Source organism: Aliidongia sp. (assembly GCF_035943795.1).
Classification (GTDB): domain Bacteria; phylum Pseudomonadota; class Alphaproteobacteria; order ATCC43930; family CGMCC-115725; genus Aliidongia.
Window position 1 is genome coordinate 13,375 of the sequence record NZ_DASZBY010000036.1, and the last position, 15,883, is coordinate 29,257.

The 15,883-nt window shown below is 65.8% G+C and carries 16 protein-coding genes; 3 read left to right on the forward strand and 13 right to left on the reverse strand.

Annotated elements, in window-relative coordinates; translation table 11 throughout:
* Window positions 1-21: 21 nt before the first annotated feature.
* The 13 genes from flhA to VGV37_RS05960 all read right to left on the reverse strand — a co-directional run bounded on the left by flhA (window position 22) and on the right by VGV37_RS05960 (window position 13,279).
* Complete coding sequence (flhA, locus tag VGV37_RS05900; RefSeq protein WP_414637932.1) at window positions 22-2,193, reverse strand: flagellar biosynthesis protein FlhA; 2,172 nt, start codon at window positions 2,191-2,193, stop codon at window positions 22-24.
* 43 nt (window positions 2,194-2,236) lie between these two features.
* The gene (locus VGV37_RS05905) at window positions 2,237-3,658 is read right to left on the reverse strand and encodes a sigma-54 dependent transcriptional regulator (RefSeq protein ID WP_326878707.1); all 1,422 of its coding nucleotides are present in this window, start codon (window positions 3,656-3,658) and stop codon (window positions 2,237-2,239) included.
* Between the two features lie 10 nt (window positions 3,659-3,668).
* The gene (locus VGV37_RS05910; protein ID WP_326878708.1) at window positions 3,669-4,517 is read right to left on the reverse strand and encodes a motility protein A; all 849 of its coding nucleotides are present in this window, start codon (window positions 4,515-4,517) and stop codon (window positions 3,669-3,671) included.
* Between the two features lie 22 nt (window positions 4,518-4,539).
* Window positions 4,540-4,818: a flagellar motor switch protein FliN gene (fliN, locus tag VGV37_RS05915; protein ID WP_326878835.1), complete on the reverse strand. Its 279-nt coding sequence runs from the start codon at window positions 4,816-4,818 to the stop codon at window positions 4,540-4,542.
* 47 nt (window positions 4,819-4,865) lie between these two features.
* Window positions 4,866-5,606, reverse strand: a complete 741-nt coding sequence (locus tag VGV37_RS05920; RefSeq protein ID WP_326878709.1) for a FliH/SctL family protein — start codon at window positions 5,604-5,606, stop codon at window positions 4,866-4,868.
* A complete protein-coding gene (fliG, locus tag VGV37_RS05925; protein WP_326878710.1) occupies window positions 5,606-6,622 on the reverse strand; it encodes a flagellar motor switch protein FliG in 1,017 nt (338 codons plus the stop codon). The genes VGV37_RS05920 and fliG overlap by 1 nt, the downstream gene beginning before the upstream one ends.
* Window positions 6,623-6,669: 47 nt before the next feature.
* Complete coding sequence (gene fliF, locus VGV37_RS05930; RefSeq protein WP_326878711.1) at window positions 6,670-8,352, reverse strand: flagellar basal-body MS-ring/collar protein FliF; 1,683 nt, start codon at window positions 8,350-8,352, stop codon at window positions 6,670-6,672.
* 166 nt (window positions 8,353-8,518) lie between these two features.
* Window positions 8,519-8,797 (reverse strand): DUF1153 domain-containing protein, encoded by a 279-nt coding sequence (locus VGV37_RS05935; RefSeq protein WP_326878712.1) that lies wholly within the window; start codon window positions 8,795-8,797, stop codon window positions 8,519-8,521.
* Window positions 8,798-8,944: 147 nt separating this feature from the next.
* Window positions 8,945-9,637, reverse strand: coding sequence for a flagellar hook assembly protein FlgD (locus tag VGV37_RS05940; protein WP_326878713.1), 693 nt, complete (start codon window positions 9,635-9,637; stop codon window positions 8,945-8,947).
* A gap of 11 nt (window positions 9,638-9,648) precedes the next feature.
* Entirely contained in the window at window positions 9,649-11,193 is a 1,545-nt protein-coding gene (locus VGV37_RS05945; protein ID WP_326878714.1) for a flagellar hook-length control protein FliK, read from the reverse strand.
* Window positions 11,194-11,331: 138 nt separating this feature from the next.
* The gene (locus VGV37_RS05950) at window positions 11,332-11,817 is read right to left on the reverse strand and encodes a hypothetical protein (protein ID WP_326878715.1); all 486 of its coding nucleotides are present in this window, start codon (window positions 11,815-11,817) and stop codon (window positions 11,332-11,334) included.
* Window positions 11,817-12,155 carry a rod-binding protein gene (locus VGV37_RS05955; protein WP_326878716.1) on the reverse strand — a complete coding sequence of 113 codons (339 nt, stop codon included), beginning with the start codon at window positions 12,153-12,155 and terminating at the stop codon, window positions 11,817-11,819. The genes VGV37_RS05950 and VGV37_RS05955 overlap by 1 nt, the downstream gene beginning before the upstream one ends.
* Entirely contained in the window at window positions 12,155-13,279 is a 1,125-nt protein-coding gene (locus tag VGV37_RS05960) for a flagellar basal body P-ring protein FlgI (RefSeq protein ID WP_326878717.1), read from the reverse strand. The genes VGV37_RS05955 and VGV37_RS05960 overlap by 1 nt, the downstream gene beginning before the upstream one ends.
* Window positions 13,280-13,501: 222 nt before the next feature.
* Between VGV37_RS05960 and VGV37_RS05965 the strand changes: the two genes are divergently transcribed.
* The 3 genes from VGV37_RS05965 (at window position 13,502) to VGV37_RS05975 (ending at window position 15,873) form a co-directional block, all read left to right on the forward strand.
* The gene (locus VGV37_RS05965; protein ID WP_326878718.1) at window positions 13,502-13,921 is read left to right on the forward strand and encodes a flagellar assembly protein FliX; all 420 of its coding nucleotides are present in this window, start codon (window positions 13,502-13,504) and stop codon (window positions 13,919-13,921) included.
* Window positions 13,922-14,130: 209 nt separating this feature from the next.
* Window positions 14,131-14,547, forward strand: a complete 417-nt coding sequence (gene dksA / locus VGV37_RS05970; RefSeq protein ID WP_326878836.1) for an RNA polymerase-binding protein DksA — start codon at window positions 14,131-14,133, stop codon at window positions 14,545-14,547.
* 105 nt (window positions 14,548-14,652) lie between these two features.
* Window positions 14,653-15,873: an ABC transporter substrate-binding protein gene (locus VGV37_RS05975; protein ID WP_326878719.1), complete on the forward strand. Its 1,221-nt coding sequence runs from the start codon at window positions 14,653-14,655 to the stop codon at window positions 15,871-15,873.
* Window positions 15,874-15,883 lie beyond the last annotated feature (10 nt).

Genomic DNA, 15,883 nt, shown 5'->3' on the forward strand with positions numbered 1-15,883 from the left:
GGCTCGGTTTGAAGGTGCTCATCAGATGTGTCCCAGCGTTTTGATCCGGGCCTTCGGGTGAACTTCGTTTTGCGACATGACCACGGTGGCCGGCCGAAAGCGCTCGATGATCGACCGAACGTAGGGCCGGATCGCCGGGCTGGTTAGCAGAACCGGGGTCTCTCCTACCATATTGAACCGCTCGAAGGCTTGACGAACCGCGACGATGAATTCCTGGAGCCGGCTTGGCGCCATCGAAAGCTGCTTATCGTCGCCGTGGCTTACGATCGACTCGGCGAAAGTCTGTTCCCATTGCGGTGACAAGGTTACCAAGGGAATGTACCCGGCTTCACTGATATTCGCATCGCTGATCTGCCTGGCGAGCCGCGCACGCACATGTTCGGTGATATTCGTGATGTTGCGGGTATATCCGCAGGCTTCAGCGATGCCTTCGAGCGCGGTCGGCAGATCGCGAATCGAGACGCGCTCCTGTAGCAGGTTCTGCAGCACGCGCTGCACGCCGCCGGTCGAGATCATCGAGGGGATCAGTTCGCCCAGCAGTTTCTGGTGGTCCTTGTCGACGTCGTTCAGCAGCTTCTGGGTCTCGCTGTAGGACAACAGCTCCGGCATGTTGTCCTTCATCAGCTCGGTCAGGTGGGTCGTGATCACGGTCTGCGGGTCGACCACGGTCAGGCCCCGGAACGTTGCCTCCTCGCGCAGATGGTCGGCGATCCACATGGCCGGCAGGCCGAAGGTCGGTTCGACCGTGTTCTCGCCGGGGAGCGTGATCGGCTCGCCGCGCGGATCCATCACCAGCAGCATGGTTGGCCGCAGTTCGCCGCGCCCGGCCTCGATCTCCTTGACGCGGATGACATAGGTATTGGCCGCCAGTTGCAGATTGTCCTGGATGCGCACCGAGGGCATGACGAAGCCCATGTCGGACGCCAGTTGCCGGCGCAACGCTTTGATCTGGTCCGTGAGGCGCGACGAGCGCTCGTCGTTGATCAGCGGCAGCAGGCCGTAGCCCAGTTCGAGCCGGACCAGGTCGATTGCGAGCGCGGTCGAGATCGGCTCTTCCTTGGGCTGCGGCTTCGGGAGTGCGGCATCGAGCATCGCATCCTCGGCCGCGACCTTCGCCAGACGCGCGCGCGGCAGCGCGTAGGCGCCCCAGCCGGCCAGGATCGAAAACGCGATGAACGGGATGAACGGGATGCCGGGTACGATGGACAGCGACCCGGCCAGGAACGAGACCATGCCGAGCGCGGTCGGGTAGGCCGACAGCTGGCTGAACAGCGCCTGGTCGGCCGAGCCCTGGATGTTGCCCTTCGACACCATCAGGCCGGCCGCGGTCGAGACGATCAGCGCCGGGATCTGCGAGACCAGACCGTCGCCGACGGTCAGGATCGTATAGGTATTGAGCGCCTGCATGAACGGCAGGTCGCGCTGCACGATGCCGATGACCAGGCCGGCGGCGATGTTGATGCCGGTGATGATGAGCCCGGCGACCGCGTCGCCGCGCACGAATTTCGAGGCACCGTCCATGGCGCCGAAGAAGTTGCTCTCGCCCTCGAGATCGGCGCGCCGTTTCTTCGCGGTCGTCTCGTCGATCAGGCCCGCGCCCAGATCGGCGTCGATCGCCAGCTGCTTGCCGGGCATGCTGTCGAGGGTGAAGCGCGCGGCCACTTCGGCGATACGGCCGGAGCCCTTGGTGATGACCACGAAATTCACCGTCACCAGGATCGCGAACACGATCACGCCGATGACGAAATTGCCACTCATGACGAAACCGCCGAAGGCCTGGATGACCTTGCCGGCCGCGGCCGTGCCCTCGTGACCGTGGCCCAGGATAAGCCGGGTCGACGCCATGTTGAGCGCCAGGCGCAGCATGGTCGACATCAGCAGGACGGTCGGGAACGTCGAGAATTCCAGCGGCTTCTGGATGAACAGCACGACCATCAGGATGAGGACCGAGAGGGTCATCGACATGGCGAGCGAGATGTCGAGCAGGAAGCTCGGCATCGGCAGCACGAGCACGGTCAGCACGGCGACCACGCCCAGGGCCAGCGCGATCTCGCCGCGCAGCAGCGAGGTCGACAGGCGCTTGCCCAGGCCCTGGAAGCCGCCGGCCATGGCGAACGCACCCGTGCCGGCCGTGCCCGAAGGGCCCGGTGCCGACGTGGTCTGGATCGCTTGTGGGCTGGAAGTATCGGCCATGGTTTAGCGGTTCTGTCTCATCTGTTGGTGTGGGGCGATCGGATCAGGCCCGGGCCTCGACGTCGCCGGGCAGGGGCACCGACAGGCCCTCCTGCTTGTACTGCTGCAGCTTGTTGCGCAGCGTACGGATCGATATGCCCAGAATGCCGGCGGCATGGGTCCGGTTGCCCAGGCAATGCTGCAAGGTTTCGATGATCAGGTCGCGCTCCACGTCGGCCACGGTCCGGCCGACCAGCGTGCCGACCGGGGCGCCGCCGCCGGCACCCGGCGGCATGGCGCTGGCGCCGGCACCGGCGGGGCGCGGCGGATGGGCCGGGGCGATGACGAAGCCGGAATTCTGCGGGGCTGCCGGTTCGGGGCCAAGCCGCATGCCGGTCAGCATGATCGCGTCCGTATCGATCTGGCCGCCGTTCGACAGCAGCACGGCGCGATGGATCGTATTCTCCAGTTCGCGCACATTGCCGCGCCAGTGATGGCGCACCAGCATCGCACGGGCCGCGTCGCTCAGGCCGTGATAGTCGACGTCGTTCAGCTCCGAATATTTCTTGGCGAAATGCTCGGCCAGGGCCGCCACGTCGGCCGGCCGCTCGCGGAGCGCCGGCAGGCGCAGGGTCACGACGTTCAGGCGGAAATACAGGTCGTCACGGAACTGGCCTTGGCGCACGGCCTCCTCCATGTCTCGGTTCGAGGTGGCGATGACGCGGATATCGATCTTGACCGGCTGGCTGCCGCCGACCCGATCGATTTCGCGTTCCTGGATCGCGCGTAGCAGCTTTGCCTGCAGGCGCGGGTGCATTTCGGTCACTTCGTCGAGCAGCAGGGTGCCGCCATGGGCTTCCTCGAACTTGCCGAGACGGCGGGCGACGGCGCCGGTGAAGGCGCCCTTCTCGTGGCCGAACAGCTCGGACTCGAGCAGCTGCTCGGGAATGGCGGCGCAATTGATCGAGATGAACGGCTTCTCGGCGCGCCGGCTCTTGCGGTGCAGGTGGCGCGCCATGATTTCCTTGCCGGTACCGCTCTCGCCGGTGATCAACACAGAAGCGTCCGATGGTGCGATCTGATCGGCCAGGCGCAGGACCTGCCCCATGACCGGATCGCGGAACACGAGCTGGTGGCTTTCGGCGGCGACCGCTTCGAGGACCGAGGCGATCAGCTGGGCGTCCGGCGGCAGCGGGATATATTCCTTGGCGCCGGCCTTGATGGCGCGCACCGCGGACTCGGCATCGGTGCCGACGCCGCAGGCGACGACCTGAATATGGATCCGTTCGGCCTTGAGCGACTGCACCATCCGGCCGACGTCCAGCTTGACGTCGATCATCACCAGGTCGGCGCCCTGGCCGGCGCGCAGCGCCGCCATGGCTTTGTCGATGTCGTCGATCTGCGCGACCTTGGCGCCGCGCGACAGCGCGATCTTGCCGGCGGCGCTGATGTAGCCCGAGAGCGGTCCGACGATGAGAAGACGCATATCCGAATTCCTAGTCGAAGTAGCTGATGCGCTCGGCCGGCGGCAGGATGCCGTTCAGCATCACTTCCAGCCGGCGCGGGCTTTCCTGGCGCGCGATGGCATTCGCCGCCAGGATGGTGAGGTTATGGACGAGGGCCTCGGCATGGTTGTTCCGGTCGAGCTTGGCCGCGAGCGGCAGCAGCACCATGTTCGCCAGCACCGCGCCATAGAGCGTCGCCAGGATCGCCACGGCCATGGCCGGGCCGATGGTCGTGGGGTTGTTGAGGTTCGACAGCATCTGCACGAGGCCGACCAGGGTGCCGATCAGCCCCATGGCCGGGGCGACTTCGCCGGCACGGCGCAACATGTCGCCGCCGACCCGATGGCGGGCGAGCATGGCCGACAGCTCGGCGCGCAGCTGCCGCTCGATCTCGTCGGGCGGCGTATTGTCGATGACCAACGCGAGTGCCTTGATCAGGAACCAGTCGTCCTTGAGTTTCGGCAGCAGGTCTTCGAGCGCCAGGAAACCCTGGCGCCGCGAGGCTTCGGCCAGGGCGACCAGGCGCGACGCGGCATGGTGCGCCGCCGGCACCCGCCGGATCGTCGCGGTGGCGAGGGCCGAGGGCAGGCGCTTCAGATCGTCGAAGCCGAAGCTGATGGTGGTTACGGCGAGCGTACCGCCGACCACCATCATGAACGCGGGGAAGTCGACGTAGGCCGCGAGCGATCCGCCGAGCAGCATGGCGAAGACCAGCAGCGCCAGACCGAGGCCGAGCCCGAACAGGGTGGCGCCGTCACGCGTCCCCCCGATCGGGTCCGGCAGGATCCGCGATGGCGGCGCCTCGACCTTGATGTCCCGTTCCAAGTCGTTCACGGTCATTGCCCGTCCAGCCCCGCCTGCCTCAAGACCGTTCGGACTTGACGATTTCGGTCATGGTCACGCCCAGGCGGTCGTCGACCACGACGACTTCGCCGCGGGCGACCAGGCGGTTGTTGACATAGATGTCGATCGCCTCGCCGACCTTGCGGTCGAGCTCGACCACGGCGCCACGACCCAGCTTCAGCAATTGGCTGACCTGCATGGTCGCCTTGCCGAGTACGGCCGAGACCTGGACCGGGATTTCGTAGACCGCTTCCAGTTCCTTGGCATTCTGGGGTGCCTTGGCATCGGGTGCCGGCATCCGGGTGTCGGCATCGAGCTCCGCCAACTGCAGCATGTCGTCGTCGTTCATGGCCGAACCTCCTCAAGGGCACCGGAATTTCCGGCGCCGTCAGAACCGAACCGTCGATCGAAGTCCTCAAGACCCCGGGCGACAGCCGATTCAATCTCTGTCATCAGGCGCCCGGACTCCCGGTCCAGGCCGCCTTCGTTCCATTCGATCCGGCAATCCGTCTCGCTCAACTCCGGATCGCCACGCACCGCCAACCGGCCTTCGAAGCCGCTGCGCGCCGCGGTCTGGGTCAAGATCGGCTCCAGCGCCCCGATCATGTCCGGTGCGCAGCGCAGGGTCAGCTTGGGCTGTTCCATCGCCAGGCTGAGTGCGTCCGCGATCAGTGCCGCGATCTCGACCGTGCCGCTGCGGGCGACGAAGGCCGGAAACAGTTTGCGCACCACATCCACGGCCAGCGCCGTCGCCTGACGCTCGATCCGGCCAAGGGCCGCCTGCTGCGCCTCGCCCAGGTTTTCGAGGTCGTGCGCCAGCCGTTCGACGGTATCGGCCAGCCGCCGTTCGATGCGCTGCATCGCGTCGGTTTCGCCGATGGTGCGTCCCTCCATCAGGCCCAGGTGGCGCGCCGCGTCCAGTTCTTCCTGCCCGAAGGTCGGTGCCGGCGGGGGCGGGGGTGCCTCGGGCTCCGGTTCCGGCAGGATCTCTGGTGCGGGTGCGGGCGTCGCTGCCGCCCGAGCCGCACCCCGGGCATTGGGTGGGTCGAACGACAGGCCGAACTCGAATTTCCGGGCGTTCTTCATCAATAGACCAGCTCGTCGTCGTCCTTGTTGTCGGCCATGACGATTTCGCCCCGGGCCGCGAGATCCTTGGCCATCTGGACCATATAGGTCTGGGCCTCGTCGACTTCGCGTAAGCGGACCGGACCCATCGCGGCCATTTCCTCGCGCATGATCTTGGCGGCGCGCTCCGACATGTTGGAAAAGAACAGGTCTTTGAGACCGTCCGACGCACCCTTGAGCGCGATCGGCACCTTGTCCTTCTCGGCATTCCGGAGGACGGTCTGCACCGCCATCGGATCGAGCTTCGACAGATCCTCGAACGTGAACATGAGGCTCTTGATGCGTTCGGCCGAATTGCGGTTGCGTTCCTCGAGCGCGGTGAGGAAGCGGTTCTCGGTATTGCGGTCGAGGTTGTTGAAGATCTCGGCGATGAGCTCGTGCGCATCGCGCCGGTTGGTGCGCGCCAGGTTCGACATGAACTCGGTCCGGAGCGTGCGCTCGACGTCGTCCAGCACGTCCTTGTTGACCGCCTCCATGCGCAGCATGCGCATGACGACTTCCATGGCGAAGCCTTCGGGCAGCTGGGACAGCACGCGGGCGGCATGGTCCGACTTGATCTTGGACAGCACGACCGCGACGGTCTGCGGATATTCGTTCTTCAGGTAGTTGGCCAGCACCACCTCGTTCACGTTGCCGAGCTTGTCCCACATGGTGCGGCCCGCGGGACCGCGGATCTCTTCCATGATGAGATTGACGCGGTCCTTGCCCAGCACCTTGTTCAGCAGGCGCTCGGTCGATTCGTACGAACCGACGAGCGAGCCGGTCGCCGAGATCTGCTCCGAGAAATCGATGAACAGCCGCTCGACGAGGGACGACGAGACCGTGCCCAGGTTGGCCATGGTCTGGGAGATTTCCTTGATCTCCTCGTCGTCCATCAGCGCGAACAGCTTGGCGGCATGTTCCTCGCCGATGGCGAGCATCAGGATCGCGGCCTTCTCGGGGCCGGCAAGGGTGCGGAAATCCTCGCGAACGCGCATTCTCTAGCTCCGCCCTGTCGTCGTCTTGTGTGCGATCGTCATCATCATCAGGTGGCCTGGTACATCCAGCTGCGGATGATCGCCACGGCTTCTTCCGGATGCTTCTCGACGATCTCGCCGATCTTCTTCATGGACGAGGCGCGCACGCGGCCTTCGACCTGGCTGATGTCGATCATGCTCTCTTCCGACATTTCGTCCATGGCGGCGAGCCCGGTGCCCGGCGTGCCGCCGGGGCCGGTCAGCGCGCCCATGCCCATCGGCCCGGCCAGCGCCTCGGTGCCGCCCATCGCCTGTTCGGTCAGCGCCCGCTGCTGCGCGAGGGCCGTTTCGCGGGCGCTTTCGAGCGCCCGGGTGAGCAGCGGCCGCACGACCAGCAGGACGACCAACACGGCGACGATCCCCATCACCAGCGTTTCCGAGGCACGGAACAGGTCGGCCTTGTTCAGGCCCATGAAGATCGCCGGGGGTTCGGTGACTTCGTCGTCCGGTGCGGCGAAGCGCAGGTTCACCACCTCCACCTTGTCGCCGCGCTTGTCGTCGAACCCGATCGCCGACTGGACCAGCTTGGTCAGTTGCGCCAGCTCCTCGGGGCTGCGCGCCTGATAGTCGCGCACGCCTTTCTCGCCGGGCTTGTAGGTGCCGTCGACCAGCACCGCGACCGACAGGCGCTTGACCACGCCGGCCTCGCGCGTCTGGCTCGTCGTCTTTTTGGTGATCTCGTAGTTGGTCGTTTCTTCGTTGCGATTGTGCTTCGACTTCGTGCCGGCCCCGGCGCCGCCCTGGGCCTGCTGCCCGTCGGGCAGGTTGGTCTGCACGGTGACCGGCTGGTCGCCGGCGTCGCTGTCCTGGTTCTGTTCGGTCATGGTCTGGGTCGAGCGCACGACCTGACCATCCGGGTCATAGCTTTCCTGATTGGTCGTGACCCGGTCGAAATCCATGTCGGCATTGACGTCGACCCGGACGTGGCCGAAGCCGATCGACCGGTCCAGCATGTCCTCGACCGAGCGGGACAGGCGGTTCTCATAGGCGACCCGCTGCTCTTCGGCCGTGGACGATCCGCTGAACGCCTGGTTCGGATCGTCGGTGCCGCGCGCCAGCAGGTTGCCGTTCTGATCGATGATCGAAATGTGGTTTGGCTTCAGACCCGAGACGGCGGTCGCGACCAGGTTCTGAATCGCGGCGATCTGGCCCTTGGCCAGCGTGCTGTTGCCGCGGACCTTGAGCACGATCGAGGCCGACGGTTCCTGACGGTCGCGGGTGAACAGCTCACGCTTGGGCAGCACCAGGTGGACCCGGGCGGCCTCGACCACCGAGATCGTGCCGATGGTCCGGGCAAGCTCGCCCTCGAGCGCCCGCATCTCGTTGATGCCCTGGACGAAATTCGTGGTGCCGAGGCCTTCCGGCTTGTCGAACACTTCATAGCCGATCGACGCGCCGTGCGGAATGCCGGTCTCGGCCATGGTCAGGCGCAGGCGGGCGACCTGGTCCTGGGGAACCATGATGCTCGTGCCGTCGCCTCGGAGTTCGTACGGCACGTTCATGGCGTCGAGCTTGGCCACGACCTGGGCGCTGTCCTTCACGTCGAGGTCGCCATAGAGCAGGCCCATCGACGGCGTGGTCAGCCGTGTCGCGACGAAGATGAAGAACCCGATGACGAGGAGCAGCGCCAAGGCGATGGCGCCGAGCCGAACCGGACCGAGCTTCTGCAACGTCTGAAGAAAGGAACCCACGGGCTGGTCTCTCCGCTCCCATGCCGATCCGCCTCGTCGTTTGCTGAAAATCAGCGGCGGTCCATCGGCAGATCATGCGAAAAGAACGTTAACCCTTCTAGGTAAACGGGACATTAATCTCGGCAAAATTTGCCTAGCAATCGTAACTGATTGGATTTGAGGCGAATTAGTCGCTCTTGTCGCCCGCCGGGCGATAGTCCTGAAGGCGCGTCGCGCGCAGCCCGGCCATGCCGTGGCTCTCTATCAGCCGCTGCCAGGACAGAAATTCCTCCATCGACAGCTTGTAGCGGCGGCAGGCCTCTTCGAGGCTGATCAGGCCGGATCGCACGCCGGCGACGACTTCGGCCTTGCGGCGGATCACCCAGCGCTTGGTCGTGGTGGGCGGCAGGTCGGCCATGGTCAGACCGCCGAAGGCGCGACCGGAGGGCGCGCGGTGGAGGGGCATCGGCAGGCTTTCCGCGCTGACCGAAAGGAGCTTTGAAGACGGGTTCGACATAGCGCCCGAGTGTGTGTCGGGACCGCTTAACGAACCGCTAAAGTACGTGGGGCGCAAAGGTTTCCGCTCCTTCAACAAAGTTCATGAACAGGCTCGTCAGGACACGACTTGCACCACGTTGGCCGCCGGAACCGTCAGGTTGCCCATGTGGAGGGTGACGACGCCGCCAGTCGTGTCGACCCCCGTCACCTCGCCGGTTTCGTAGGTCGTGGCCGCGATGGCGGTGCCTGTGCTGTCGGCGGCCTTGATCGTGAAGGTATAGGTGCCGGCCGGCAGATGCTGACCGCTCGCATCCTCGCCGTCGAACGTCTCGCTATGGTCGCCGGCGTCGGTCGAGACCGAGATCTCCCGAACCGTCTGGCCCGTGCTGTTGACGATGTCCATGACCGCGGTATTGGCCTTGGCCGGCAGCGTATAGCTGAGCGAGGCGGAGTCGCTGCTGGTGCCGGCGAGGGTGAAGCTGTTGCCGGTCGCCTGGACCGTATGGCCGAGGTAGCCGAGCGCGCCGCCGATCTGGCTCTGCGTCTGGCTGGTGACCAATTGCTGAAGCAGCGAGTTCGTCTGCAGGTTCTGTTCGAGCGACGAGAATTGCACGAGCTGGCTGGTGAACTGGTTCGTGTCGAGCGGCGAGGTCGGATCCTGGTTCTTCAACTCGGTCGTGAGGATCGTCAGGAACGTGTTGTATTCCGACTGGACCGACGCGGAGACGGCGCTGGAATCGCTGCTCGATGTGGAAGTGCCGCTGGTCGAATTAGTGGCGCCGGTACCGACGCCGCCGATGTTGCTCATGATGGGCTCCGTCAGGCCTTGATATCGTAGAGGCGATGGCTGGCGATCGTCGGTTGCTCGACCGCGTCCGCACCGTTGTCGAGGGCCGCTAAACGGCCGGTCTGGCTCCCGGGCGTGCCGGTCTGCTGGTTCTGGGCCTGGCCCATGTTCGGGTCGCGCAGCGAGAAGCTGAGCGAGGCGCCGTTGGTGTCAACACCGGCATTCTGCAGCGACTGCACCAGTTGCTGGGAATCCAGCTTCAGCAGGTGCAGCGTCTCGGCATGCTCGACAACGAAATTCGCCGTCGTCTTGCCCTTGGCATCGACCTGCAGCCTGACCTCGACCGAACCGAGTTTTTCCGGCGACAGGCGGATGGTGAAGTTCTGGCCACCACCGACGCCGGCATTGCGGGCGATCGCGACGGCGAGTTGCTCGGCCGGCAAGGGTAGCGGGGTCTGGCTGTTCTGGTTGCCAGGTGTCGTGTCAGAAGCGGTTTCGGCGCGCGAGACGGCGGTGCCGGCATTGACCGTGGCGAAACCGGCCATGGTCGGCGTCGCGCCGTTGCCGAGCGCCGAGGGCGCCGTCGTGGCGTCGCCGCCTTGGGCGAACAGCGAGGCATGCTGATCGGCCCCGGCGGTCGTCGTCATGGGGGGCGGCTCGGTCGAAACGATCGTCGTCGCTGCCGCGGTCAGGGCAGCCGCCAGATCGACGGGCGCAGGATCGGTTAACGGCGGGGCTGCAGCATCCTGGACCGCCTGGTCGGTCGCTGCTGCGGCAGCCGAGGCGGCGTTGGTCGATGCGGTGGTGGGGCTGGCGACCGGCGCCGCGGCCGCGGCCACCGGCTCCGCTGTCTGGCCGTCGAGGTCGAGCGGCAAGCCCGTGGTGAGCGACCCCAGCTTCACCGCCACCGGCGCCTTCGTCACCGAGACCGTGACCGCTGAGGCCGTCGCCTTGCCGTTCGCCGGCGCGCCGCTTGTGCCGATGCCGGGCGCCGCGCCGCGACCGAGCCCTAGCGCGGCCAACGTCGCGAGAGACGGGGCGGCGATCGTCGTGTCTGCGAGGGTCGAGGTACCGGGGCCACTGACCGCCGGGTCCGGGGTCGCATCGGCGGCCGTCGCCGCCGGACCGGCGGCCTGCGTCGTGGCGGCCGCCTGCGCCGTCGCACCATCGCCATCGGCGTCGGTCGCATCCGTCGTGGCGGGGGCGGCAGCGGTCGGGGTGGGCGCCGGCAGCGGGGAGGGTGGAATGACGATCGGTGCCGCCGACTGGGCATCGGCCGTGGTCACTTCGTGGTGGCCGGCACGATGTCCGTCGTGTGTCTTGTCCGTCGTATCGTCGTTCGGCGCGGCCTTTGTCGGGCTGGGCTTGGCGGCGGTGCTTGCCGCATGCTTGGCGGCCTGCGGCGGGGCGGCCGGTGCCGACGCTGCGGCCTGCCGCTGCTTTTCGATGGTGTTCTGGGTCTGGGCGTCGTTCAGCAGCCGCGCGAAGTTGCCGTCGGCCGTACTCTTGGCGGCCACGGCGCCGATCTGGGCCGCGGCGCCTTTGATGCTGTTCGGGTCGAACTGGGCGATCGACATGCCGTTTCTCCATTGTCCTCAATCGATCTCTGCAAACTCGAGGCCGCGAGAATATCGATCCTAGGCATTTGATTTCGTTGTATTAAATCACGAGGCGCGAACATTGGGCCCTGCCGGCCGGCAAGATTTGCCGGGTCGTCAGAACACTCGGTTGACCGCGACTGGAGGCGAGGCGAACTGGGCGCGGATCCCATGACCCAGCCGCGTGCCGCCATAGCTGAAATTCGGTTTGGCCGCGGTCGTCGCCGCCTTGGCGATCAGGTCGAGGATCCGGCGATTGGCCGTCATCTGCAGGCGCAGCGCTTCGGCATTCTCGCGGGAGACGCCGTCGAGGCGGCGGACCGCCAGGGCCAGCCGTTCTACGATGTCCGGGTCGGCCTTGATTTCTTCCTTCGGCCGCTTGCCCAGGGCACGAACCATCGTGTCGTAGTTGGTCGCGAGCTTGCTCTTTTCCGGTCCCAGCCGCTGGACGTCGGCGAAGCGGGGGATCTTGAGCGCGTCGGTCTCCTCGGCGACGACCTGGGTCAGGCGCTCGGTCACGCGCAGCAGCGCATCGACCAGGCTGCTGGTGGTCGGGGCCGGAACGTCCGGTGCCGCCAGAGCGTCGACCATCGGGTCGTACATCAGTGAGCCTCCTGAAGATGGAGCATCTCGCGCTTGATGGCGTCGGCGATGCCGAGCGTGCCCCGGGCGGCGACGGCCTTGCCGTATTCCTGGTTCAGCAGGCTGCGGTACATTTCCTCGGCCGAGCCGCCGCCGAACATTTTGTTGGTCTTGATCCCGGCGAACATGCTTTCCAGCATCGCGCTCACGAAGCCCGCCTCGTATTCCTTGGCGGTCTTGTCGATCGTTGCCATCTGCGCGCCGGAGACCTTGTCGCCCGGGCCGGCGATGGCGCCAGTCCGGCCATAGGTGCCGAGGGCCGTCGAGGCTGGCGGCAGGATGCTGTCGGTGGCGTTCATCAATGCACCTCCAGATCGGCCTGCATCGCGCCGGCCGCCTTGATGGCCTGCAGGATCGAGATCATGTCGCGCGGACCGATGCCCAGCGCATTCAAGCTGTTGACCAGTTCCTGGATGGTGATGCCCTGGGGCACGACCGCCAGGCGGCGATCCTTGCCGGTATCGACCTGGATGTCGGTCCGGGGCACGACGGTGGTGGTGCCGTTCGACAGCGGACCCGGCTGGGATACCTGCGGCGTCTCGGTGATCTTGACGGTCAGGTTGCCCTGGGCGACGGCGACGGTGGAGATCTTGACGTTTTCGCCCATCACGATGACGCCGTTGGCATCGTCGATGATGACCTTGGCGACCTGGTCCGGTTCGATGCGCAGTTGCTCCAGGCGCGTCACAAGGCCGACCACGTCGGAGCGCATGGCGGCCGGGATCGCCAATGCCACGGTGCCGCTGTCGGTCGCATGGGCCAGCGTGCCGCGCATGTAGGTGTTGATCGCCGTCGCGATGCGCTCGGCCGTGGTGAAGTCCGGATTGCGCAAGGCGATGTTCATCGTCTGCATCTTGGCCAGGTCGAAGGCGATCTCGCGTTCGATGATGGCCCCATCCGGCACCTTGCCGGCGGTCGGCACGCCCTGGCTGATCGAGGTGCCGGCGCCCTTGGCGGAAAAGCCGCCGACCGACACCTGGCCCTGGGCGACCGCATAGACCTCGCCGTCGGCGCCGAGCAGCGGGACGCCCACCAGGGTGCCGCCCTGCAGGTCCTTGGCATCGCCCATGGCCGAGACCGATACGTCGATACGGCTGCCCTGCCGTGACGAGGAGGGCAGGGTTGCCGTCACCATGACCGCCGCCACGTTCTTGGTGCGGACCGTCAGCTGGGCATCGCGGGCATTGACGCCCAGGCGATCCAGCATGCCGATGACGCTTTCCCGCGTGAAGATCGACTTGGTCACGTCGTCGCCCGTGCCGTTCAAGCCTACGACCAGGCCGTAGCCGACCAGAAGGTTGTCGCGCGAGCCCTCGAAATTCACGATGTCCTTGAGTCGCACGGCTGCGTCTGCCTGGACGCTGCCGATTCCGGCGGCAAGGAGGGCGATGAAGGCGAGGAGGGGGCGGAAGATCGTGCTCATGCCGATCTCCTAGCGAGCGCCGTGCCAGCCGCAAACTGCGGCTAAGTCGTTGTTTTTATCCGGAACTGCTGAAAAGCATCGGGATCGGGATGGATCAATTACTGCCTAATGACGCCTGGGCGCGGCAGTTTTTGCCTGGCATCGAGGGTTGGAGTTAGTCAAATCTAAAGACGGACCGGTGCTATATAGTGGTCACCGGTTTCGAGGAGTGACGTACCCGCGATGAAGATCGAGTCCAACCGCCCCGTCGGCCCTGCCGGCATCCGCAAGGATGGCAAGCGGAGCGGTTCCAGCGGCTTCGCCGACGCTCTGCGGCCCGGAGAGGAGACCTCGGCGCAGGCCGTATCCGGTCCGGCCGTGCTGAGCGGCATCGACGGCCTGTTCGCGCTTCAGGATGTGCCGGACGCGATGGGCGAGCGCAGCCGCGCCTTTGCCCGCGCGGACGAGATGCTGGAGCGGCTGGAGGATCTGAAGCGCGGGCTGTTGCTGGGATCGATCGGCCCGGCGAAGCTCGCCGATCTGGCGCGCCTGGCCGGCGAGGGATCGAGCCAGATCTCCGACCCCAATATCCGCGAAGTGCTGCAGGACATCGAATTGCGCGCCCGCGTCGAACTGGCCAAGCTCGAACCGCGCGACGACTGAATTCATGCCGCCCGAACCGATTCGGCACGACCGTTCGACCGGAAAACCTTCGACCAGTCCATTCCCACCATTTCCGACCCCCGAAAATCCCAGGATTTGCGCGGCTTTCAATATTCGTAGGGCGGGAACCTCACGCGCACTTGCTGCTGTCAGGTTCGATTCATATACTCCGCCCGCATTTTGACCTTTCGGGGTGCACGGAGTACGTGATGCGGCCTACGCTTTCACCCGATTATCGACCGTCTGACGACGAAGAGTTCATGAGCCCGGCGCAGCAGGAATATTTCCGGCAGAAGCTGCTGCGCTGGCGCGCCGAACTGCTTGCGGAATCGTCGGAGACCTTGTTTCACCTCAAAGAGGAAAGCCTGTCGGAGCCGGATATCACCGATCGGGCGACGCTGGAGACGGATCGCTTTACCGAGCTCCGGACCCGCGACCGGGAACGCAAGCTGATCGCCAAGATCGACGCAGCCCTGCAGCGGATCGAGCTTGGCACCTACGGCTATTGCGAAGAGACGGACGAGCCGATCGGCGTGCGCCGCCTCGAAGCCCGGCCGATCGCGACTTTGAGCCTGGAAGCCCAGGAGCGGCACGAGAAAATGGAACGGACGCACCGCGAGGATTAGCGGCGCGTCCGGACGAACGGCCGCGGCCTTTTGTTTTGCGGCTTCCGGCGCCTCCGCCGATGTGATTTTGTTTCGGGCGAAATCAAAAAGCGGGGGAAACGATCCATGCGCAAACGCGCGCGTCTCAAACACATGCTGTCGAACGGTGCCGCGGTGGCGGCGCTGTTTGCTGCCGGTGCCGCGATGGGCGGCCAGAACGCCATCAAGATCGGCGTGATGATCGACGGGTCCGGCTTCGCGCAGGATACCGGCGGCGTGGGTGCGGTCACGGCCGCCGAGATGGCGGCGGCGGACTACGGCGGCAAGGCGCTGGGCAAACCGGTCCAGATCGTTTCCGCCGACATGCAGAACAAGCCCGACATCGCCTCGTCGATCGCCCGCCAATGGTTCGACCAGGACCAGGTCGACGCGATCACCGACCTGCCGGTCTCTTCGGTCGGCCTCGCGGTCCAGCAGATCGGCAAGGAAAAACACAAGGTCCTGCTGATCTCCGCCGCGGCGACGACGGAGCTGACCGGCGCGCAATGCTCGCCCTATTCGATCCAATGGGCCGACGATACCGCGGCGCTGGCCAATGGCACGGCAAGGGCGGTGGTCGCCAACGGCGGCAAGAAATGGTTCTTCATCACCGCCGATTTCGCTTTCGGCACGGCGATGGAGGGGGCCGCCAGCACGGTCATCAAGGCGTCGGGCGGCGAGGTGGTCGGCGACATCAAGCATCCGCTCGGCACGACCGACTTCTCGTCCTACCTGCTGAAGGCCCAGTCGTCGGGTGCCAATGTCGTCGGCCTGGCCAACGTCGGGCTCGATTCGATCGCGACGATCCGGCAGGCGGGCGAATTCGGCCTGACCCAGGGCGGCCAGCAGCTGGCCGGCTTCATCGTCTTCATCTCGGACATCCACACGCTCGGGCTCAAGACCGCCCAGGGCACCTATGTCACGACCGGCTATTATTGGGACGACAGCGACGGGACGCGCGCCTTCGCCAAGCGCTTCTTCGACAAGCGGCAGCGGATGCCGACGAAGGAACAGGCCAATACCTATGCCGCAGTGCTGCATTACCTGAAGGCGATCGACGCGGCCAAGACCGACGACGCGGAGAAGGTGACGGCCCAGATGAAGTCGATGCCGACCGACTATTTCGGGCGCAAGGGCTCGATCCGCGAGGACGGGCGGGTGCTGTACGACCTGGCGCTGTATCAGGTCAAGAAACCCGAGGAATCGAAATATCCCTGGGACTATTACAAGAAGATCCGCGACATCCCGGCGGGCGAGGCGTTCCGGCCGCTGGCCGACGGCAACTGTCCGTTCGTCAAGAAGAACTGAGCCGCGAGAT